This is a genomic window from Streptomyces sp. NPDC088400, assembly GCF_044753355.1.
Lineage (GTDB): Bacteria > Actinomycetota > Actinomycetes > Streptomycetales > Streptomycetaceae > Streptomyces.
Genome location: NZ_JBIVMZ010000001.1, coordinates 551,286 through 571,547 on the forward strand (window position 1 = coordinate 551,286; position 20,262 = coordinate 571,547).

The following is a 20,262-nucleotide window of genomic DNA, read 5'->3' on the forward strand; positions in this document are numbered from 1 at the left end:
GAGGCCGTGGACCTCGAAAAGCACCCTCAGAAGCCGGTCGCGCCGGCGGAGCCCGCGGCCATCCGGGCCTCCGACGCCGACCGGGACCGGATCGCGGACATTCTCCGGGAGGCGCTGGCGGAGGGCCGCCTGGACGCCGAGGAGCACGCCGAGCGGATCGACTCCGTCTACCGGGCGAAGACCGTCGGGGAACTGGAGCCGCTGGTGCGGGACTTGCCGGCCGTCGGTGCCGACGGCCGCCCGACCGGAAGGCCGGTGTCCTCGTCGTCCGCGTACGGATACGGGCCCGAGGATCCGACGGCCCCGGCGGAGAACCTGGTCGCGATCCTCAGCAGCTCAACCCGCAAGGGACGCTGGCGGATCGGGCGCAGGACCAATGCCTTCGCGCTCTTCGGCAATGTCGAGATCGACCTGACCGAGGCGCTGTTCAGTCAGCGCGCCAGCGTGATCAACGCGACGGCTATTTTCGGCAATGTCGAGATCACGGTCCCCGAAAACATCTCGCTGCGCGGCAACGGTACCGGCATCCTGGGCAATTTCGAGGTTCTGGCCCTGGAGGGCGACGACCCGAACGCGCCCCTCGTCACGGTGAACGGCTACTCGCTGTTCGGGAATGTCGAGGCCAAGCCGAGGCGCGGCAAGTGGGTCGCGGATCTCCACAACCGGCTGCGCAAGCACTTCGGTTCCTGATTTTCCGTCGGCTCCGGCCGGCTCCCGTACGGCCAACGGCCGGTCATCTTCGGTGGTTTTCGGCCAAAGCCGTCCGGCGGCGCGAGAGTGTCCGGAATTCCGCACGATATTCCGAACTCCGAACTGGGTACCACTCAGTGCATAGGAGTGCGTACAGCGGGTAGGGAAGGCTGCATCGTCTCTCGCTCGCGAAGCCGTCGTCAGGAGTAGACCGTGCTGCAACTGCCGCATCAGCCCCTGCAGGTCGCCGCCGTTCCGCCCCAGCGGAGTCCCGCTCGGGAGGATCAGGCCGGGCCCTGGCATTCGGAGGCGGTGTGCCGTCGGGACGAAGCCGGACTGTTCTTCGCCCCGTCCAAGGAGCCGACAGCCGCGAGGCTGGCGCGCGAGGAGGCCGCGAAGCGGGTCTGCGCCCGCTGTCCGGTGATGGTCGAATGCCGGGAGCACGCGCTGCTCCAGCCCGAGCCGTACGGAGTGTGGGGCGGTCTGACGGCAGCCGAGCGCCGAGTGGTGCTGGCCCGTCGCAGGCGGCGCGAGCTGGAGCTGAGGAAGGCCGCCTCGACGGAAAGCCGGGTCGCCGCCGCCGGCTGACGCGTACCGGGCCGTGTTTCGGGCCGACGCGTTTTCCGAGAGACGCGTATCCGATGGGCAGGTATCCGGAAGGGGCGCCCTCGCCGCACAGTGAGGGCGCCCCTTCCGTATCCGCTTTCGCATCCGCGTGAGCCGTCGACGTACCTGCGGGCCGTCGACGTACCTGCGGGCCGTCGGCCCGGTGGTCGCGCCGCTTCGGCTGCTTCGCGTCGCTTCGGCTACTTCGCGCGGTCGAAGTCGATCGTGCTGTAGGCCCGGAGCTTCGACAGCCGGTGCGTCGAGTCGATCTGCCGGATCGTGCCCGACTTGGAGCGCATCACCAGGGACTGGGTGGTCGCGGTCTCCGCGCGGTAGCGCACCCCGCGCAGCAGTTCGCCGTCGGTGATGCCCGTGGCGACGAAGAACACGTTGTCGCCGCTGACCAGGTCGTCGGTGGACAGGACGCGGTCCAGGTCGTGCCCGGCGTCGATCGCGCGCTGCCGCTCCTTGTCGTCCTTGGGCCAGAGCTTGCCCTGGATGACACCGCCGAGGCACTTTATGGCGCACGCCGAGATGATGCCCTCGGGGGTGCCGCCGACGCCCATCAGCAGGTCGACGCCGGTGCCTTCGCGCGCCGCCATGATCGAACCGGCCACATCGCCGTCGGAGATGAACTTGATCCGCGCGCCGGTCTCCCGGATCTCCTTGACGATGCCCTCGTGGCGGGGGCGGTCGAGGATGACGACCGTGACGTCGTCGGGGGAGGAACGTTTGGCCCTGGCGACCCGGCGGATGTTGACCGAGACGGGCGCGTTGATGTCGACGAATTCGGCGGCCTCGGGGCCGGTGACCAGCTTGTCCATATAGAAGACCGCGGACGGGTCGAACATGGCGCCGCGGTCGGCGGCCGCCAGGACGGCGATGGCGTTGGGCATGCCCTTGGCGTTCAGGGTGGTGCCGTCGATGGGGTCCACGGCGATGTCGACCTCGGCGCCGGTGCCGTCACCGACGTGTTCGCCGTTGAACAGCATCGGGGCTTCGTCCTTCTCGCCCTCGCCGATGACGACGACACCGTTCATCGAGACGGTGGAGACGAGGGTGCGCATGGCGTTCACCGCGGCGCCGTCCGCGCCGATCTTGTCGCCGCGCCCGACCCACCGGCCGGCTGCCATGGCCGCGGCCTCGGTGACCCGGACCAACTCCAGGGCGAGGTTGCGGTCGGGGGCCTCGGGAGACACATCGAGCGGGGACGGTAGGTGGTGCTCGGTCATCGGGACGCACCTTTCTGTACGGCGACGGCCGGAATAGAGGGTGATGCGACTCTAGCCGTACATCGACAAATTGAGCAGAGGGCCCCACGTATGAGCACCGCACCGTGATGCGACCATGGTGCGGTGGCAGGTATGCGAGGCAAGCAGACGGTGCGGGACATGTTCCTGTCGATGGCGGTCATCGGGATGGTCGTGGCCGCGATCTACGTGTTCATTCCGCATGACGAGACGGCGACCCCGGTCAAGGCCGTCGACTACCGGGTGGAGCTGCTGACCGCGCGGCGCGCGGCCCCGTATCCGGTGCTGGCGCCGGTGGGCCTGCCGGAGAAGTGGAAGCCGACGTCGGTCACGTACAAGCGCCAGGACGGCGACGCGTGGCATCTGGGCTATCTGGACCCGGACGGCCAGTACGTGGCGGTCGAGCAGTCCGCGGCGCCCCCGAAGAAGTACGTGCCCGAGGTCACCCAGCAGGCCACCGACACCGGCAAGACGCAGCAGGTGGCGGGCGAGGCCTGGCAGCGCTGGAAGGGGCCGAAGTACGACGCCCTGGTCCGCGGGGACGGTGACGCGACGACGGTGGTGACGGGTACGGCGTCGTACGAGCGGCTGGCGGAGATGGCTGCCGCGCTGAGGCCGGAGCCCGCCTCCGCGTCTGATTCCGGGTCCGGGTCCGGCTCCGGTGCCGACGCCGGTACCGGAACCGGTGCCGAGAAGTCCTGACCCGCGCATACGACTGAGCCGGTGGACCTGTAGATACGTGGACCTGTAGATACGACGAGGCCGCCGCACCTTCACCGGAAGGTGCGGCGGCCTCGTCGTGCACGCGGGCTCGATGCCTCAGACGGTGGTGACGGCCTCGTCGAAGGACAGTCGCGGGGAGCGCGGGTACCAGGCGTTCTCGCCGGGCTTGCCGATGTTGACGACGATCAGCGGGGTGTGGTCGCCGTCCAGGAACTCCTTCTGGATGCCGGCACCGTCGAAGCCGGTCATGGGACCGGCGGCGAGACCGGCGGCGCGGATGCCGAGGATGAAGTAGCCGGCCTGGAGGGCGGCGTTCATCGTGGCGGACCGCTCGCGCGCCGGGCGCTCGCTGAAGAAGGCGTCCTTGGCCTCCGGGAAGGCCGGGAAGAGGCGGGGGAGTTCCTCGTGGAACTCGTTGTCGGCGGCCAGGATCGCGACCAGGGGAGCGGTGGCGGTCTTGGGCTGGTTGCCCCCGGACATGAACGGCACGAGGCGCTCGCGGGCCTCGGCGGAACGCACCAGGACGACACGCAGCGGCGACTGGTTGAACGCGGTGGGTCCGAACTTGACCAGGTCGTAGATCGCCTGCACCTGCTCCTCGGTCACCGGCTCGTCAGTGAACGTGTTGGCGGTGCGGGCCTCGCGGAAGAGGAGGTCCTGGGCGGCGGGGTCGAGAGCGAGGGACATGTGGGGGCACCTTCCGAAAGCGCAAGTGGTCAAGGAATCGTGTTCCACCGTACAAGCGGAATGTGTGAAGCTTCAACTAAAATTGGATCCGGGTGATTCGACTCACAGGCACCCGCCGCCCGCTACCCCGGTACTCCCCGCGGCCCCGTGCTACTCCTCGTTCGTGCCGGCACCCTTACCCGGGCCCGGGCCGGGAGCCGTGTCCTCATCCGCGAGCGACGCGTCCAGCCGCGCCCGCGCGCCCTCCAGCCAGCGGCGGCACACCTTCGCCAGCTCCTCGCCCCGCTCCCACAGCGCCAGGGAGTCCTCCAGTGACGTACCGCCCGCCTCCAGCCGGCGTACGACCTCGATCAACTCGTCCCGTGCCTGCTCGTAGCCGAGCGTTGTGGCTTCGTCCGTCCTGGCCATGTGATCCACCCTAAATACGCGCGTGTACGCGCGGTCCGACAACGATTCCTGCGACGACGGCGGCGATGGCAGCGATGGCGGCGACCGCGATTCCGCCGGTGATCGTGAGGGAGCGGCCGTGCGAGGCGCCGCCGCGTGCGGCACCGCTCCGCGCCGTGCCGGTCACTCCGCGACCCGCACCGTGAACTCGCCCTCCGCCACCCGGGCCCGCAGCTCCTCGGCCGCGGTGACGTCCTCCGGGGACCGCACGACCGTCCCGTCCGGCCGCTGCAGCACCGCGTACCCCCGCTCCAGCGTCGCGGCGGGCGACAGCGCGACCACCCGCGCCCGGGTGTGCGACAGCTCCGAGTCCGCGCGGTCCAGCAGATGCCGCAGCACCCGCCGGCTCCGGTCGGTCAGCGCGGCCACCTCGGCCTCGCGCTCGTCCACCATCCGGTGCGGCCGCTCCATCACGGGCCGGGCCAGCGCGTGCGCGAGACCGCGCTCCTCCCGGTCGAGCAGCCCCCGGACCGTCCGCAACGCCCGGTCCCGCAGGGCCTGTACGCGGTCCAGCTCCTCCCCGACGTCCGGCACGGCCTTCTTCGCCGCGTCGGTCGGCGTCGAGGCCCGTACGTCCGCCACCAGGTCCAGCAGCGGCGCGTCCGGTTCGTGCCCGATCGCGGACACGACCGGCGTACGGCACGCGGCCACCGCCCGTACCAACTGCTCGTCCGAGAACGGCAGCAGATCCTCCACGCTGCCGCCGCCGCGCGCCACGATGATCACGTCCACCTCGGGCAGCGCGTCCAGCTCCTCGACCGCCTGGACGACCTGGGCCACCGCGTTGACCCCCTGCACCGCCGTGTTCCGTACCTCGAAACGCACCGCGGGCCACCGCCTGCGCGCGTTCTCCAGGACATCCCGCTCGGCCGCCGACGCCCGCCCGCAGACCAGCCCGATCAGCTGCGGCAGAAAGGGCAGCGGCCGCTTGCGGTCGGCGGCGAACAGTCCCTCCGCGCCCAGCGACTTCTTCAGCCGCTCCAGCCGTACCAGCAGTTCGCCCACTCCGACGGGGCGTATCTCCGTGGCCCGCAGCGACAACTGCCCGCGTGGCGCGTACCACTCCGGCTTGGCCTGCACCACGACCCGCGCGCCCTCGGAGACCACGTCCGCGATCGCGTCGAAGACCTGCCGGTAACAGGTCACGCTCACCGAGATGTCGTACGACGGGTCACGCAGCGTCAGAAAGACGACCCCCGCCCCCGGCCTGCGCGAGAGCTGCGTGATCTGCCCCTCGACCCAGACGGCGCCGAGCCGGTCGATCCATCCGCCGATGAGCCGCGACACCTCGCCGACGGGCAGCGGAGCGTCCGCGGACGTTTGGAGAGCCATACCGAGGAGCGTATCCGCCGCCTCTGACATCGCCCCGGAAACGGCCTTACGGTGCCGCCCTTCCTACGGAAGGGCCGTGCCCCGCGCCGCGCCCCCGCTGCGCGATCAGCACCACCAGCCCCACGGCCAGCCAGATCGCGCCCACGACCTGCGCCGTACTCGTGGCCTCCACCATCACCGCGACCAGGATCGCCGCGCCGGTCACCGGCAGCACCACATGCGCGAACCAGTTCGGCGGCCCCTCGGCACGCCGTACCGCGAACCATCCCACCACCGAGGCGTGCAACAGGACGAACGCGGTCAGCGCCCCGATGTCCACCACGGAAACCAGGTGGTCGAGACCGTCGTCGAGGCGGGCCGCCCACACCGCAGCCACCAGCGTGACCACCGCCGCCAGCAGCAGTGCCACGCGTGGCACACCCGAGTCCGTACGGGCCAGCGCGCGCGGCAACCGGCGCTCGCGGCCCATCGCGAAGAGCAGCCGCCCCGCCGCGGCCTGCCCGGCCAGCGCCGCGAACGCCGCGCCGATCGCCTTGCTGACCGCCACCAGATCGTGCAGCCAGGTCCCGACCGACGCGTCGACCGCGTCGTAGAACGCCGACCCCTGCTCGGCCGGGTCGGCGGCCAGTTCGGCCGAGGACAGTGGTTCCAGCAGCGCCACCAGATAGGTCTGCGCGACGAACAGCACGCCCGCCAGCACCAGACAGAACAGCACTGCCCGCGCCACCTGCCGCGAACCGCCCGTCACCTCCTCGGCGAACGAGGCGATCGCGTCGAACCCCAGATACGACAGCACCGCGACCGACACCGCGCCGAGCACCGCCGCGAGCGAGAACTCCGTATCGCCGGTGAACGGCGTGGCCCAGCCACGCTCCGCGCCGTCCCGGGCGAGAACGACGACGGCCGACACCACGAACACCTGCAACACCACGATCTCCATGGCGAGCACCGCGAAGCCGACGCGGGCCGCCGCCCGTACGCCCCAGAGGTTGAGCAGTGTGGTGATCACCACGGCGATCGCCGTCCACACCCACTGGTCGACGGCGGGAACCAGCGCCTCCATCGCGATCCCGGCGAAGAGATAGGCAACGGCGGGGATCAGCAGATAGTCGAGCATCGCCATCCAGCCGGCGATGAACCCGGGCCCCTCGCCGAGCCCCTTGCGCGCGTACGCGAACACGGAACCGGCCTGCGGGGCGACCCGCACCATCTGGGCGTAACTGAACGCGGTGAACGCCATCGCGACGGTCGCCACCACATAGACCAGCGCCACGGATCCGTGGGACCGGGCGTCGAGCGTGCCGTAGACGCCGACCGGGGCCATCGGCGCGATGAACAGCAGCCCGTAGACGACGAGATCGCGGAAGCCGAGAGTCCGCCGCAGTCCGTCCCCGCGCCCGTCCCCTGTTCCCCGCACCTCCGCTGACTGCCCGTCCGTACCGTCACCGGTGTCGGCCATCGCGCCCCTCCGTCGATCGCGTACGCCCAGTGTCGGGGAGACGGCCGATCTCCCGCCCCTTCGGCACGGCCTTACGATGGGGGGCATGACTGCTACGTCCCGCCCGTCGCCCGCCGCCACCCCCAGTGGAGACGCCGCGCGCCGCGCCGGCAAACGCGTCCTGCTCGCCGCGCCCCGCGGCTACTGTGCCGGGGTCGACCGTGCCGTTATCGCTGTTGAGAAAGCCCTGGAACAGTACGGATCGCCGGTCTACGTCCGCCACGAGATCGTCCACAACAAGTACGTCGTCCGGACCCTGGAGAAGAAGGGCGCCATTTTCGTCGAGGAGACGGCGGAGGTCCCCGAGGGATCGATCGTCATGTTCTCGGCGCACGGCGTCGCCCCGGTCGTCCACGAGGAAGCGGCCGAGCGCAAGCTCGCCACCATCGACGCGACCTGCCCCCTGGTCACCAAGGTCCACAAGGAAGCCGTCCGCTTCGCGGAGGAGGACTACGACATCCTGCTCATCGGCCACGACGGCCACGAGGAGGTCATCGGTACGTCGGGCGAGGCCCCGGACCACATCACGCTGGTCGACGGACCGGGCGATGTCGCCAATGTCGAGGTCCGCGACGAGTCGAAGGTCGTCTGGCTCTCCCAGACCACGCTCTCCGTGGACGAGACCATGGAGACGGTCGACGCGCTCAAGGACAAGTTCCCGCAGCTGATGTCGCCGCCGAGCGACGACATCTGCTACGCGACGCAGAACCGCCAGATCGCGGTCAAGCAGATGGGCGCCGACTCGGACCTGGTGATCGTCGTCGGCTCCAAGAACTCCTCCAACTCGGTACGCCTGGTCGAGGTCGCCCTCGGCGCCGGTGCCCGCGCCTCCCACCTGGTGGACGGCGCCGAGGAGATCGACGAGGCATGGCTGGACGGAGTCTCCACGGTCGGCGTCACCTCGGGCGCTTCCGTGCCGGAGGTGCTGGTCGAGGGCGTCCTGGAGTGGCTCTCGCAGCGCGGCTTCGAGGATGTCGAGATCGTCAAGGCGGCGGAGGAGTCGATCACGTTCTCGCTCCCCAAGGAGCTGCGCCGAGACCTGCGCGCCGAGGCGGCGGCACTCTCGGAGAAGTGAGCTGAGCCCGCGGGGCGGTCGCCGGCCTCTGTGCGAGGAAAGCGGCCGTCCCGGAGCCTGCGCATCCGGAGCCTGCGCATGAGAAAGCCGCCGTCCGGAAGTCTCTGCGCGGGAAAGTGACCGTCCGGAAGTCGCTGTCAGCGTCTGCCCGTAACGTTGTGTCCATGAACGTCTTCGGAGTGGACATCGGCGGTTCGGGCATCAAAGGCGCGCCCGTGGACCTGGACCGCGGCGACCTGGTCGAACCGCGGCACAAAGTGCTCACCCCGCATCCGGCGACGCCCGAGAGCGTCGCCGACGGCGTGGTCGAGGTCGTACGGCATTTCGGCTGGTCGGGTCCGGTCGGGATCACCTTCCCCGGCGTGGTCACGGGTTCCGTGATCCGTACAGCCGCCAATGTCGACAAGTCGTGGATCGACATGGACGCGGGCCAGGTGCTCGGCGACCGGCTGAATCTGCGGGCCACGGTCCTCAACGACGCCGACGCGGCGGGTGTGGCGGAAATGGCGTTCGGCGCGGGGCGCGGCCGTAAGGGCACGGTGTTCCTGTTGACCTTCGGTACGGGCATCGGCAGCGCGCTCTTCGTGGACGGCAAGCTGGTCCCCAACACCGAGCTGGGCCATCTGGAGCTGCACGGTCACGAGGCGGAGAAGCACGCCTCGACGAAGGCCAAGGACGACGGGGAACTGAGCTGGCACCACTGGGCGCACCGCGTCCAGAAGTATCTGGCGCATCTGGAGATGCTGTTCTCGCCGGAGCTGTTCATCATCGGCGGCGGGGTGAGCCGTAAGGCCGATAAGTTCCTCCCGCTGATCGAGGGGATCAGGGCCGAGATCCTCCCGGCGGAGCTTCAGAACAACGCGGGGATCGTGGGCGCGGCAATGGCGGCGGCGGGACGGTGAGCGCGGTCTGACGGGACCTGGGCCGTGTTTTAGCACGGCCTAGCCGCGCCATGTGCTCCGAGTGGCACGGTAGGCGGTGGCCCCGGTCCGGGCGGTCCCGTTCTGAGCCGCCCCGGTCCTGGCGGGTACGGTCCGGGCCGCACCAGCCCTGGCTGTCCCCGCCCCGGTCGCCGTCCTGGTCGCTGTCCCGGTCCCGGCCCTGGTGGAGGCGGCCTCGGCGGCGGTCCTGGCGACCGCCTCGCGGATCCGCTGCCGTCGCCCCATCTCCCGGATCTTCCGTACGGACGCGATGAGCCCGGCGACGAGAGTGCCGCCGTACAGCCAGCCGGCGTGCACGGCCAGCGAGGTGATGAGTGCCATCGCGTGCCCGCCGATGCCGCCGGTGCCACCGGCGATCGGAAGGATGCCGACCGCGAAGGCGATGGGCACGCTGATGGGGGCGGTCACGAGGTCAGCGGTACGTACCCAGAGCGCCGTCACCGCGCTGACCGGCAGGAACAGCACCCCGTACACCAGCGGCTCACCGTCCAGGAGCAGCTGGTCCGCGTAGGCGAAGAACAGCATCGTGGCGGTGGCGAACAGCCCGGCGCCGAGCCCGGTGAACCGGGGATTGGGCAGCCGGCGCGGCTGACGCCGTGCCGTGGGCACCCGCCGGGGCTTCGCGGGAATCCCGTAGACGCCGACGGGCCCGGAAATGGTGCTCCGCTGCGCGAGGGCGCTCTGCCGGTTCCGCTCGGGGACGGGGCTCTGCGGCCGGGGCCGACGCGGGGCCTGTTGACGAGTCCAGTGCTGCTCCACCGGACCAAAGTAGGTGGCGGAGGGGGACGAATCCGGCGTTGGACACGCGCTTTGGGGGACCTTGGCGCTGAGTTCGAGGGCGCCGGGCCCTTCACGGTGCGCCCCCGGCCCGTCGTCGCCCGCCGCGGCCCGCCCGTAAACTGGGGGATCGGTCCGGTCCCCGGGCCGCACAGGCCATCAGCCAGTACCCCTCCGGTACCCGCTCAGCACCCACTTCAGGAAGTCGCCAACGTGTCGCTCACGATCGGAATCGTCGGTCTGCCGAATGTCGGCAAGTCGACCATGTTCAACGCCCTGACCAAGAACGACGTGCTGGCGGCCAACTACCCGTTCGCCACCATCGAGCCGAACGTCGGCGTGGTCGGCGTACCGGACCCGCGCCTCAACAAGCTCGCGGAGATCTTCGGCTCCCAGAAGATCCTCCCGGCCACGGTCGACTTCGTCGACATCGCCGGCATCGTGCGCGGCGCCTCGGAGGGTGAGGGCCTGGGCAACAAGTTCCTGGCGAACATCCGTGAGTCGGACGCGATCTGCCAGGTCATCCGCGCTTTCAAGGACGAGAACGTCGTCCACGTCGACGGCAAGGTCTCGCCCAAGGACGACATCGAGACGATCAACACCGAGCTGATCCTCGCCGACCTCCAGACGATCGAGAAGGTCCTGCCGCGGCTGGCGAGGGAGTCGCGCATCAAGAAGGACGTCCTGCCGAAGGTCAAAGCGATCGAGGAGGCCCAGGCCATCCTGGAGCGCGGCGAGACCCTCTTCTCGGCGGGCATCGTCCAGGGCACAGAGAAGTCGGAGCCGCTGCACGACCTGCACCTGCTCACGACGAAGCCCTTCCTCTACGTCTTCAACGTCGACGAGGACGAGCTGACGGACGACACCTTCAAGGACGAACAGCGCGCCCTGGTCGCCCCCGCCGAGGCGATCTTCCTCAACGCCAAGCTGGAGTCGGACCTCGCCGAGCTGGACGACGAGGAGGCCCTGGAGCTCCTCCAGTCGGTGGGCCAGGAAGAACCGGGCCTGGCCACCCTCGCCCACGTAGGCTTCCGCACCCTCGGCCTCCAGACGTACCTCACGGCCGGCCCCAAGGAATCCCGCGCCTGGACGATCAACAAGGGCGCCACGGCCCCCGAGGCGGCCGGCGTGATCCACACCGACTTCCAGAAGGGCTTCATCAAGGCGGAGGTCATCTCCTTCGCCGACCTGGTGGAGACGGGCTCGGTGGCCGACGCCCGCTCGGCGGGCAAGGCCCGCATGGAGGGCAAGGAGTACGTCATGCAGGACGGGGACGTGGTGGAGTTCCGCTTCAACGTGTAGTGGCTCAGGTATCACCACGTCGCTGATCTGGCAAACATGCAGGTAAGAGAGGGTCCGACTCTTCGGGGTCGGGCCCTTGGTTTTTTCCCGTGCTGGGATGGTGCTGGGATAGCTGACCCCTCGTCACCTGTCGTCATCCCTGGTCATCCGTACCGTGCTGGGATTGTGCTGGGACGGGATAGGGGTGCCCGTGCTGGGATTTGTGCGAGCCGGGCGCTGACCGAGCTGTGAAGGTAGTGCGAGCGTGGCGCTTTTCCTACTCGTTTGACACAATCGAGGTATGGCTGAGACGACGTACAGCATCGGGGAAGGGCCGGCGACGCGGGTGAGCCTGTCGCTGCCGGAGGGGACGGCGGAGGCGATCCGGGCGCGGGTGGGCAAGCGGGAGTTCTCCGCGTTCATCGCCGAGGCGGTCGAGCGTGAGCTGCGCGGGCAGGTCCTGGACGAGTACCTGGCGGACTACGAGAGCCGCAAGGGGCCGGTCTCCGAACCGGCTCGTCGGCGGGCGCGGCAGGTCTTCGACGAGGTGTTCGCCGAGGAGGCCGAGTGGCCCGCCGCAGGTTGAGTCATGAGGGGACACTTGTCCTGGACAGCGAGGGACTCTCGAAGCTGCTCGCCGACGACGAGCAGGTCGTGGCTCTGGTCGCTGAGGCGCGCTCCCGCGGCATGGAGGTCGTGATCAGTGCGCTCACCATCATCGAGGCCGTCCATGCCCGTACGAACAAGTCCCGCCTGAACTGGGTGCTTTCCGGGCTGCGGGTCGTCCCGGTCGGTGATGAGGAGGCGAGGGCTGCCTCGAAGTTGCTGATGAATGCCGGGTTGCACGGACACAAGTACGCGATCGATGCGGTTGTTGCCGAGGCCGCGCTGCGACAGCACCGCCCCGTGGTCATGCTGACTTCCGATATTGACGACATGACCAAGCTGTGCGGCGAGCGGGTCCGGCTTGTGGCGGTGTGATTTCCCCTGGTCCGGCTCAGTAGGAGCGGGGTCCGTAGGGGCTCCAGTGGCCGAGGAAAGGCTTGAGGTCGTCGCCGCTGGGCTTTGGTGGCGTGGGCAGTTTCGGCGCTGAGACCGATTCGGTGAGGATTTGGAGGTGCGCGTCCGCGAACGCCAGCCACGCCTCGATCTCGGTTCGCTCCTGCCCGGGTGGCAGTGATGTGACGTGGTTGCGTACTGCTGCGATGTATGCGGTCAGTCGGCTGGCCTGGTGCCAGGTGTCTGCCTGTTCTCCGAGGTGTTTGACGCGGTAGGCGTGGGCGTAGGCGGCGTGGGCTTCCTGCATGGCGGCTTCCCAGCGCTTTCGCTCGACCTCTCTGGCTTTCTGGTCCGCGAGGCGTTTGCGCTCCGCGGCTTCGCCACGGAGGCCGACCTCCTGCACGATCTCGGCGAGTTGTTCTTCTAGAGGCCGGTCGGGGAGATCCGCCCATTCGATTGCACGGTGCGGGCTGCCACCGCGGACTATGAAACGCAGCCGGCTGGAGGGGGTGTAGTCGAAGCGGGGGATGCGCATCCATGAGTACTTCTTGGCGTCGGCGAGTTCTTTGTCCGTGGGGACGTGTTCGCTGCGGTCCTGTTCTTGAAGGACGAGGAAGCCGACACTTTCGCCTTGGGCAGTAATGGAGAAGTGCGGTGGTGCCTTGCGGCGCCGATGGGGCGGGGGAGCGCCTTGTGTGGTTCCGAGCGCTGCCTTGTGGCCTTGTGCTTCGGTGGCGGTGATGAGGGTTTGGATGATGCGCAGGGCTCGGCCCTGGAGGGGTTTGGTCAGGCCCATGGGCTGCGGCTGCTTTTGGAGGGCTGCCACGATGGCATGGGGTTTGGTGAGTCTGGCCGGCACAGGGAGCGGGGTGAGTTCCGCAAGGCGCCAGGCAGGGATGTCGACCAGCTGGATCTCGTAGCCGCGGTGGGTGCGGTATCCGCGGATTTCCTGCGTGTGGGGGATCTTGCCGGACTTGCGGGCGGCGTTGACCCGTGACGCCCAATTCACCGCGTGCGGGCCGGATTCGATGGGCTTGATGAGACAGCCGTCGTTCGCAGCGGCCAGTTCATCGAGTAGCTGGTCCACATCGTTCGCAAGGACCTTCGGCGCGGCTCTGGGGCGCGGCGGTGCCGGCTTTCGAGCGGGCCGTTCCGGCGCCCGGGTGCTCTGCTCCACGGGGCGGATGCCGCGGTCGATGAGATGCTGCTGCCCCTTCTCGGTGAGGTGGGCGCTCCAATGCCCTCGGCGTTTGGTGACCTTGATGAGCCCTCGGTTCTGCAGGGCTTGTCCGCTGGTCTTGTACGTGCTGTCCGGCCAGACTCCGTCGGGACACCCCTGGCCCACCCAGTCGAGCACGGCCTGCTGCCGCTTGTTGAGGGCCTGTTCCATGTAGTTTCCCGCCGTTCCCTGGGTGCTCTGCCCCGGAGACGATGCCCGCTGCCCTTACGAGAATTCTGGGCCGTTGAAAGGACTCTTCGTTCGAGTGAGAGATATAGAGGGCGTGTTTACGGCGAGAGTGGCTATTCCTGGTATTGATGCGAAACGGCTTGGGTTCAGAATCGTTGATAGGGATCTGGCTGAACTGGCTTGGGGTGCCGGGTGGAGGTCCGGGAAGGGCAGTGGGCCGACATCGTGGTGCAAGCACTGAGCCCGAGATCGGGCGTACGTGGACGTCGTCGACGGTCGCCGCGGTGCGCGTCTGAATCAGATCACCGTGGACGGAGCCGTCTTGCCGAGGTAGATCTTGAACGCCTCGCGGATCTGGCCACGTGTGTAGCCGACGGTGTTGACGTTGGCCGGTACGACCTCCCGCTCGTATCCGCGCTTGCGGGCGGACAGGTACTTGACCACGCTCGATGCTCTCGTGTTGGAGACGAACAGGTTGCGGGCGGTCCGCAGGTCGCTGTGCAGCCCTTCGGAATTACGCGCGTGGCCGATGCCGACCCGGCTGGCGGTGTAGTACTTGCACTCGATGGCCAGCAGGCACTTGTTGCCTCGCGGCGCCATCCGGATCTGCCGTGAGAGTGCAGCCTCGTCGGCCGGCAGGATCAGGACATCGCACTCGTGCACTCGCGGTGATCGAACTCGGCCTCGACTGCCCTGAGCCGCAAGCCTGACAGCAGGCCCGGCCCAGGGCGCCTCAGCCGGTCAGGGCCGTGGGTCGTGGTCGATCAGCTTCAGCAGGCTCAAAAGCTGCTTGGTCTCCGTCAGTGCCTCGGTTTTCGTCTCCGGGGCGTCCATGTCCCAGTGAGCCAGCTCATTCCGGTACTCCTTGACGGAGGTGACGCGGCGCACGAGATCGTCTTGCTCGTACGGCCACGCCAGCCTCGCCCAGCAGGCATCCTCCTTGAGGACTTCCGGATACTGGCCGAGAGTGAGGTACTTGCCCGAGGCGCGCGTCTTGCGTACTCCCGAACCCGTGGGCAGCTCGTCCACGGGCAGCCGCCGCTCCGCCTCGCCGAGGAGGATGAACGGCTCGACCCGGAGCTTGAGCTGATCCGCCAAGTCGGATGCGGTGAGGATGCCGAGCACGAGATTGTCGCCGTCGGTGACGATGAGGAAGCCGTGGCGCTGGATGTCGTCGATGCGGACGAACAGCTCCTCCTGCTCCTGAGCGGTGAGCGGATGCGAATCCAGGGCTGCGGCTATGGTGGCGCCGCGGTGCCCCAACTGGGCACGGGCGATGCTCTCCCAGGTGACGACCCCACGCAGCACGTTGTTCCGGTTCACCACCGGAAGCTGGGAGAAGTCACCCTGGACCATGCGTGTGATGGCGCGGCTGAGCGGTTCGTCGAAGCCGACTGTGACCACGTCGCGGGCGAAGGGGAGGCTGCCGATGCGCCAATGGCGACTCAGGTCCTCGCCCGCGGCCCTTGTGGGCGTGTGACCAAGGTCTGTCCCCGAAGGCTCTTGAGCTGTCTCTCCCGTCAGGGTGGTCTCCTCCGCGGAGACCGTGACCAGGCCGTCGAGCTGGACTTCCGTGAAGTGAGGGGCCACCTGCAGACCTCGAGCCGCGAGCCCCCGGTCGACGAAATCGATGACGTCGCCAGTGCGCCTCTGCCAGCCCCACAGACCGATCAGATCCCGGGCGGTCAGCTGCCGGGTGCCCTCGTCGCGCACATCCTGCTCCAGCGCATCGGGGTCCGCAGGCGGCTCCACGGCACCCTTGTAGCCCGGGTCGACACCGGTCTGCGCCAGTGTCTCGACACGGTGTGCTGGCGTCACGGCGGCGCAGCTCGCTCACGGTCAGGAACGCGCCGATGCTGTCACGGAGGTCGCCACCGATCGCGGTCCGCTCGACCTGGGTGCGCACCCATTCCACCTTGCGCGTGTGCCGGAAGCCGGGGGCGGCCTCGCTCCGGTACTCGTACCCGCCGGTCAGTCGTCCGATGGAGACGACGCCGAGAAACTTCCGAGGCATCACAACCAGATCCCCGGTGTCCATCGTGGTGAAGCGCCACAGCTGATGCTTCCAGTTGTCCACTCGGCAGGGCAGCTCATCCGGATAGGCCCGAGCCAGCACATCCCCTACATGCGATCGACGCGCAGCCGCTCAGATCGCCGACCTCCTCCCAGCCAGCGATCACCACGCCCTCGTCGAGTGCCTGTTCTTCGCGCTCTCCGTACTGGCCCCCGCGGACTGTCCAAGCTCTGACCATGGTTCCCCACCCGTAAAGCCCTCCAGCCGCATCCACGTCGGGCGGCTCGCGTTGGGGATGAATCTACGTGCGTGTTGCGGCGTGACGACAGGCGCGGAGCAGGTTGAGCCAGCAGCCAGGAACAGGGCAGGCGCCGCTTTGGCGCCTGCCCTGTTCCTGGTTAATAGGTCATCAGTCTGGCTCTGAACAGCGACGACTCTCTGGCGAGTGGCGGCCAGACGTATGTCGGTGCCGCAACCGGGGACGTATGTGGGACGCTCCCCCTCAAAGAGGGGTATTTACGCGCAGAATGACCTCGGAGGTGCTGAAAAGGCCCTCTGCGGGCGATCTCGCGAAGAGCCAGGAACAGCCTCTAACCTGCATAAACGTGCGCCCCCGGCAGGAGCCGACGACAAGGGCTGGTCGTTCTGTACCCCCTGTGACCTGCGGAGATTCGCTGGTTGTGGCGTGGTCGACGCATCTGCCAAAGATGCGCGCAGCATCGACGGGCTGATCTTCCGAAGCGCATCCATGTGGATGAGCGGCCAGGGCGGGGCGCGACTCAAGCGCCACCGACACCAGACGGGGCGAGGTTGCTACTTGACGGGAGGGCAGCACTGCGTGGATTCCTATCAGGCCTGCTCGCTGGCGTTGTCAGTCCCCTGCGCTAGCGTCTGAATCCGTGCCACCCTGGGACTGCCTCCCTGGGGTCCCGTGGGGGCGACCAGAGACCCAGGAAGGAGTGTCCGAGACCGATGGCTGCGACGGCTGATCACATCAAGGCTCTGGTGCAGGCACACGCGGACGGTGACGACCGCAACTTCTACACGGTCGCCCTGCAGGTCGCAGCTCGTGAAGCACGGCAGGGACATACTCGAAGTGCTGCCTCGTTGCGGGATGTCATCGACGCGTCGAAGGCCAAACGAGTACGCCACCTTGAGTCAGTAGCGGTTGCGCCGCCAAACGGCGAACTCGCCGGCTTGCTGCATCTCAGCCATCCCGATCTCGGGCTGCAGCACATGACGCTCAATCCTCAAGTGCGTGACCACCTCCGACGAGTGCTGTCGGAACAGCGCCAGAGGGCCAAGCTGGGGGAGTTCGGCTTCTCGCCTGTCCACCGGATGCTGCTGACTGGCCCGCCAGGCACGGGCAAGAGCATGTCGGCCGCAGCCGTGGCCTGCGAGCTGGGACTGCCGCTCTACAGCATCCGCCTCGACGGCCTGATCAGCCGCTTCATGGGAGAGACCGCCACGAAACTGCGGCTGATCTTCGACGCGGTGGAGCGGACTCGTGGGGTGTACCTCTTTGACGAATTTGATGCACTGGGAGCCGAGCGCATCGCTGGCAATGACGTCGGCGAGGCCAGAAGGATCCTGAACTCCTTCCTGCTCTTCCTGGACGAACTTGAACCGCACAGTCTGGTGATCGCTGCAACCAACCACGAGGGCCTGCTTGACCGTGCACTGTTTCGCCGCTTCGACCTGGTGGTGGGCTATGACCGGCCTGGTCAAGAGGAAGCTCTGGAGGTACTCCAACGCCGCTTGTCCTTGATGGACGCGACACAGATCCAGTGGACTGAGGTAATTTCTGAGGCAGTTGGCCTCAGCCACGCGGAGCTCGTCGCCGCGGCGGAATCGGCCGCGAAGCAAGCGATCCTCGGAGGAAGTGACGTGATCGACCCAGCAGTGCTTACCGTGGCCCTTGCCGAGCGCCGTAGCGTCGCCGGTGCCTGAGGACAATGGCGGACACTTCTCCCGCCACATAGATCTCCCGCCGGCCGTCGATCTTTCCTTCCGGGGCCTGTCAGGGCGAGGAGGGCAGAAGATCCGGCCGATCGCCGACAGGCTTGAGCACGCCGCGAACCTGCGGCACTCGTTGACCCAAGCGCTGGTAGCAGGCGACGCACGGCGCGAGCGTATCCCCTCCGGCGAGGCCGCAGAGGAGACACTCCTCGCCATCACCTCGGCCCCCGGCTATCCGCTGGCCGTCCCGAAGCTCGACTCCTCCGGATGCCGTCTGGTGGCCATGTCGTCACTACCTGGCAATGCACACTCCGAGGTGGCACTCGTCAGCGTTGGCGACTCGGGGGCCGAGAAGCTGCGGGGACGTATCGCTGCGTATGCCCAAGTACCCGGCGGGGAACAGCCGGAAGACTCGATACCGGCCGAGGCGGATCTCATCGCCAACGTTGATGAGATTGCTCTGGCCTCGGTCCGGCATCTGTGGAGTGGCGGAGACGAGCTGCCCGCAGGCGAACGCTGGTGGCAGCTGTGGCTGGAGAGAGCAGCAGACCGTGATGAGGAACCGGTCGAGGTTCTTCGCAGACTCGGCCCGCTGGCCGGGCTGACACTCAGCGAGCACACCTTGTCCTTTGCGCGACGCACTGTCGTCCACGTCCACGGGGCACCTGCTCAGCTCTCCGACTTGGTGGGCACCAACGCACTCCCCGTCGAGGTCCGGCCGGCACCTTTGGTCGAAGTATTCGCCGAGGCCACATGGGCCCTCCAGGAAGATCTGGCTGATGACCTCGCCGGTCGCACTGTGCCTGCCCAACGCGATGACGCTCCGATTGTTACCGTCCTTGACACCGGCGTACTCGCACAACACCCCTTGCTCAAGCACTCGTTGGTCCGGAGCCTGACCTTGCGAACAGACGGCCGGGCTGGTGATGAGCACGGGCACGGCACTAAAATGGCAGGACTGGCGCTATACGGTGATCTGTCCGAGCCGCTGAGTCATAACCTGGAAGTGCATCTACGTCACCGCATCGAGAGTATGCGCATCCTCGAGCTCGATGGTGACCAAGTGAGTAAGCCTGACTTCGGCGCAGTCATGGCCGAAGCCGTGGCCCGTACGGAGATTGAGGATCCCGCCACCCCCCGCGCCTACTCGATGTCCGTCACGGCCCGCACGTACGAACCGTCGCCCATGGCAGGACAGCCCACGGCATGGTCGACCGCTGTGGACGCACTCGCCTACGGCCATGACGTTGCGGTGTCCGACGGAGGCGACGTGAGCCTCCTTACGCCCCCCGAGCCCGGGCCACGTCGCCTGTTCTTTATTTCGGCCGGTAACGTCCGCGACCCATACGTGCAGAACTACCTGGACCGCTGCGATCTCATGCCGGTGGAGGACCCGGCTCAGAGCTGGAACGCCCTCACCGTCGGCGCGTACACCCGACTGGCGCACGTGCCGACCCAGAATTCGGACTACGCAGGTTGGAGCCCACTGGCCCCCGACGGAGAACTGTCGCCGTTCAGCCGCACCGGGGTCGTCTTGAGTAGCCGGTGGCCGAACAAGCCAGACATCGTGATGGAGGGCGGTAACCTTCTATTCCAGAAGATGCCGAATGGCGAACTGGATACAGGCGCGGCTGAGAGCCACGGCGTGCTGACCACGACACGTGCGTCCTTCGCTCCCGTTCAAGCCACCCACGCCACCAGTCCCGCAACAGCCCAGGCCGCCCGCCTTGCTGCCTTGGTGATGGACCGCTACCCGCACCTGAAGCCCGAGACGATACGTGGTCTGCTCGTGCACTGCGCCGAATGGACTCCGGCTATGTGGAGCCATTTCACCGCGGCCGGAGCCTTTGGAATCAAAGGCAACAAGCAGATGCTGGGCGCCCTATTGCGCCGGTACGGTTGGGGCGTTCCGACTGAGGAACGGCTCCTGAACAGTGCTGCTCACGACCTCACCTTGATCGCCCAGGAAGAGTTCCGGCCGATGAGGGTAACGAACCGGCAGCCCAAGCTCTCACTGATGCAAGTACACGATCTCCCGTGGCCTGTGGAACAACTCCAGGCCCTCGGCGACGAACGGCTCCGGATGCGAGTGACCCTCTCGTACTTCGTCGAGCCCTGGGTCGGAGGCCAAGGCTGGCGCGACCGCTTCGTCTACCCGTCCCACGAGCTGCGCTTCGAGCTGCCCCGGCCCGGTGAGGATCCGGTCGACTTCCAACGCCGTGTCTCCCACGATGCCGCGGCGGACGAACTGGGCCGCCCAGCCGGCACGCGCCGCGGTAAACCGCGAGCCGACAGTGGCTGGCTCCTCGGCCAGGGACAGCGACAGCGCGGCAGCCTGAGCTCCGACCTGTGGGAAGGAACTGCAAGCGAATTGGCCGAGCGAGGCCACATCGCCGTCTACCCGGCGGGCGGCTGGTGGCACCGGCAGAAGGCCACCGACCGCGCCGAGATGCCTGTGACCTATGCGCTGCTGGTCACCATCCGGACCTCGAACACCGAGACGGACCTGTTGACTCCGATCCGAAGCGAGATCGCTGCCAGAGTGCCCGTCTCGGTGCCCATCGAGCTCTGAACC

19 protein-coding genes are annotated in these 20,262 nt (G+C 68.0%); 10 read left to right on the forward strand and 9 right to left on the reverse strand.

Annotation, left to right across the window (positions count from 1 at the left end; all coding sequences use genetic code 11):
- The first annotated feature begins 6 nt into the window (after positions 1-6).
- Positions 7-690 carry a DUF1707 domain-containing protein gene (locus tag ACIQD6_RS02570; RefSeq protein WP_401877233.1) on the forward strand — a complete coding sequence of 228 codons (684 nt, stop codon included), beginning with the start codon at positions 7-9 and terminating at the stop codon, positions 688-690.
- A 213-nt stretch (positions 691-903) separates the two neighbouring features.
- Entirely contained in the window at positions 904-1,278 is a 375-nt protein-coding gene (locus tag ACIQD6_RS02575) for a WhiB family transcriptional regulator (protein ID WP_401877235.1), read from the forward strand.
- Positions 1,279-1,496: 218 nt separating this feature from the next.
- Here the strand turns inward: ACIQD6_RS02575 and glpX are convergent, their stop codons facing one another.
- The gene (gene glpX, locus ACIQD6_RS02580; protein ID WP_401877237.1) at positions 1,497-2,528 is read right to left on the reverse strand and encodes a class II fructose-bisphosphatase; all 1,032 of its coding nucleotides are present in this window, start codon (positions 2,526-2,528) and stop codon (positions 1,497-1,499) included.
- A gap of 132 nt (positions 2,529-2,660) precedes the next feature.
- On the opposite strand from glpX, the gene ACIQD6_RS02585 reads away from it, so the two are divergent.
- The gene (locus tag ACIQD6_RS02585) at positions 2,661-3,248 is read left to right on the forward strand and encodes a DUF4245 domain-containing protein (protein ID WP_401878092.1); all 588 of its coding nucleotides are present in this window, start codon (positions 2,661-2,663) and stop codon (positions 3,246-3,248) included.
- 117 nt (positions 3,249-3,365) lie between these two features.
- On the opposite strand, the gene ACIQD6_RS02590 is transcribed toward ACIQD6_RS02585, so the two are convergent.
- From ACIQD6_RS02590 to ACIQD6_RS02605, 4 genes are all read right to left on the reverse strand, one after another.
- Entirely contained in the window at positions 3,366-3,956 is a 591-nt protein-coding gene (locus ACIQD6_RS02590; RefSeq protein WP_401877239.1) for a malonic semialdehyde reductase, read from the reverse strand.
- 150 nt (positions 3,957-4,106) lie between these two features.
- The gene (locus ACIQD6_RS02595; RefSeq protein WP_401877241.1) at positions 4,107-4,364 is read right to left on the reverse strand and encodes an exodeoxyribonuclease VII small subunit; all 258 of its coding nucleotides are present in this window, start codon (positions 4,362-4,364) and stop codon (positions 4,107-4,109) included.
- A 162-nt stretch (positions 4,365-4,526) separates the two neighbouring features.
- The gene (gene xseA, locus ACIQD6_RS02600) at positions 4,527-5,735 is read right to left on the reverse strand and encodes an exodeoxyribonuclease VII large subunit (protein ID WP_401877242.1); all 1,209 of its coding nucleotides are present in this window, start codon (positions 5,733-5,735) and stop codon (positions 4,527-4,529) included.
- A gap of 46 nt (positions 5,736-5,781) precedes the next feature.
- Positions 5,782-7,194 (reverse strand): APC family permease, encoded by a 1,413-nt coding sequence (locus ACIQD6_RS02605; protein ID WP_401877244.1) that lies wholly within the window; start codon positions 7,192-7,194, stop codon positions 5,782-5,784.
- Positions 7,195-7,279: 85 nt separating this feature from the next.
- Between ACIQD6_RS02605 and ACIQD6_RS02610 the strand changes: the two genes are divergently transcribed.
- Both ACIQD6_RS02610 and ppgK read left to right on the forward strand, forming a co-directional pair.
- Positions 7,280-8,308, forward strand: coding sequence for a 4-hydroxy-3-methylbut-2-enyl diphosphate reductase (locus ACIQD6_RS02610; protein ID WP_401877245.1), 1,029 nt, complete (start codon positions 7,280-7,282; stop codon positions 8,306-8,308).
- A gap of 164 nt (positions 8,309-8,472) precedes the next feature.
- Complete coding sequence (gene ppgK, locus ACIQD6_RS02615) at positions 8,473-9,210, forward strand: polyphosphate--glucose phosphotransferase (RefSeq protein ID WP_401877246.1); 738 nt, start codon at positions 8,473-8,475, stop codon at positions 9,208-9,210.
- 39 nt (positions 9,211-9,249) lie between these two features.
- Here ppgK and ACIQD6_RS02620 read toward each other — a convergent pair whose 3' ends face one another.
- Complete coding sequence (locus ACIQD6_RS02620; RefSeq protein ID WP_401877248.1) at positions 9,250-10,008, reverse strand: DUF6542 domain-containing protein; 759 nt, start codon at positions 10,006-10,008, stop codon at positions 9,250-9,252.
- Positions 10,009-10,239: 231 nt separating this feature from the next.
- Between ACIQD6_RS02620 and ychF the strand changes: the two genes are divergently transcribed.
- From ychF to ACIQD6_RS02635, 3 genes are all read left to right on the forward strand, one after another.
- On the forward strand, positions 10,240-11,328 hold the full coding sequence (gene ychF / locus ACIQD6_RS02625) for a redox-regulated ATPase YchF (protein ID WP_401877249.1): 1,089 nt from the start codon (positions 10,240-10,242) through the stop codon (positions 11,326-11,328).
- Positions 11,329-11,608: 280 nt separating this feature from the next.
- The gene (locus tag ACIQD6_RS02630; RefSeq protein WP_401877251.1) at positions 11,609-11,893 is read left to right on the forward strand and encodes a hypothetical protein; all 285 of its coding nucleotides are present in this window, start codon (positions 11,609-11,611) and stop codon (positions 11,891-11,893) included.
- Positions 11,875-12,288 (forward strand): PIN domain-containing protein, encoded by a 414-nt coding sequence (locus ACIQD6_RS02635; protein ID WP_401877252.1) that lies wholly within the window; start codon positions 11,875-11,877, stop codon positions 12,286-12,288. Before ACIQD6_RS02630 ends, ACIQD6_RS02635 begins: the two co-directional genes overlap by 19 nt.
- Positions 12,289-12,304: 16 nt before the next feature.
- Here the strand turns inward: ACIQD6_RS02635 and ACIQD6_RS02640 are convergent, their stop codons facing one another.
- The 3 genes from ACIQD6_RS02640 to ACIQD6_RS02650 form a co-directional block, all read right to left on the reverse strand.
- Positions 12,305-13,696, reverse strand: a complete 1,392-nt coding sequence (locus ACIQD6_RS02640; protein WP_401877254.1) for a hypothetical protein — start codon at positions 13,694-13,696, stop codon at positions 12,305-12,307.
- A gap of 315 nt (positions 13,697-14,011) precedes the next feature.
- Positions 14,012-14,377: a hypothetical protein gene (locus ACIQD6_RS02645; protein WP_401877256.1), complete on the reverse strand. Its 366-nt coding sequence runs from the start codon at positions 14,375-14,377 to the stop codon at positions 14,012-14,014.
- Positions 14,378-14,455: 78 nt separating this feature from the next.
- Entirely contained in the window at positions 14,456-15,532 is a 1,077-nt protein-coding gene (locus ACIQD6_RS02650; protein WP_401877258.1) for an HPP family protein, read from the reverse strand.
- Between the two features lie 1,168 nt (positions 15,533-16,700).
- Here ACIQD6_RS02650 and ACIQD6_RS02655 point away from each other — a divergent pair.
- Together ACIQD6_RS02655 and ACIQD6_RS02660 are read left to right on the forward strand one after the other, a co-directional pair.
- The gene (locus tag ACIQD6_RS02655) at positions 16,701-17,678 is read left to right on the forward strand and encodes an ATP-binding protein (RefSeq protein WP_358687417.1); all 978 of its coding nucleotides are present in this window, start codon (positions 16,701-16,703) and stop codon (positions 17,676-17,678) included.
- Positions 17,671-20,259: a S8 family peptidase gene (locus tag ACIQD6_RS02660; RefSeq protein ID WP_401877260.1), complete on the forward strand. Its 2,589-nt coding sequence runs from the start codon at positions 17,671-17,673 to the stop codon at positions 20,257-20,259. Before ACIQD6_RS02655 ends, ACIQD6_RS02660 begins: the two co-directional genes overlap by 8 nt.
- The last annotated feature ends 3 nt before the right edge of the window (positions 20,260-20,262 follow it).

Excerpts from the sequence above, each read along its gene's own strand:
- ACIQD6_RS02655 (WP_358687417.1), top strand. The coding sequence starts at position 16,701 with ATGGCTGCGACGGCTGATCACATCAAGGCTCTGGTGCAGGCACACGCG.
- ACIQD6_RS02630 (WP_401877251.1), top strand. The coding sequence starts at position 11,609 with ATGGCTGAGACGACGTACAGCATCGGGGAAGGGCCGGCGACGCGGGTG.
- ppgK (WP_401877246.1), top strand. The coding sequence starts at position 8,473 with ATGAACGTCTTCGGAGTGGACATCGGCGGTTCGGGCATCAAAGGCGCG.
- glpX (WP_401877237.1), bottom strand. The coding sequence starts at position 2,528 with ATGACCGAGCACCACCTACCGTCCCCGCTCGATGTGTCTCCCGAGGCC.
- ACIQD6_RS02640 (WP_401877254.1), bottom strand. The coding sequence starts at position 13,696 with ATGGAACAGGCCCTCAACAAGCGGCAGCAGGCCGTGCTCGACTGGGTG.
- ACIQD6_RS02610 (WP_401877245.1), top strand. The coding sequence starts at position 7,280 with ATGACTGCTACGTCCCGCCCGTCGCCCGCCGCCACCCCCAGTGGAGAC.
- ACIQD6_RS02585 (WP_401878092.1), top strand. The coding sequence starts at position 2,661 with ATGCGAGGCAAGCAGACGGTGCGGGACATGTTCCTGTCGATGGCGGTC.
- ACIQD6_RS02595 (WP_401877241.1), bottom strand. The coding sequence starts at position 4,364 with ATGGCCAGGACGGACGAAGCCACAACGCTCGGCTACGAGCAGGCACGG.
- ACIQD6_RS02605 (WP_401877244.1), bottom strand. The coding sequence starts at position 7,194 with ATGGCCGACACCGGTGACGGTACGGACGGGCAGTCAGCGGAGGTGCGG.
- ACIQD6_RS02590 (WP_401877239.1), bottom strand. The coding sequence starts at position 3,956 with ATGTCCCTCGCTCTCGACCCCGCCGCCCAGGACCTCCTCTTCCGCGAG.
- xseA (WP_401877242.1), bottom strand. The coding sequence starts at position 5,735 with ATGGCTCTCCAAACGTCCGCGGACGCTCCGCTGCCCGTCGGCGAGGTG.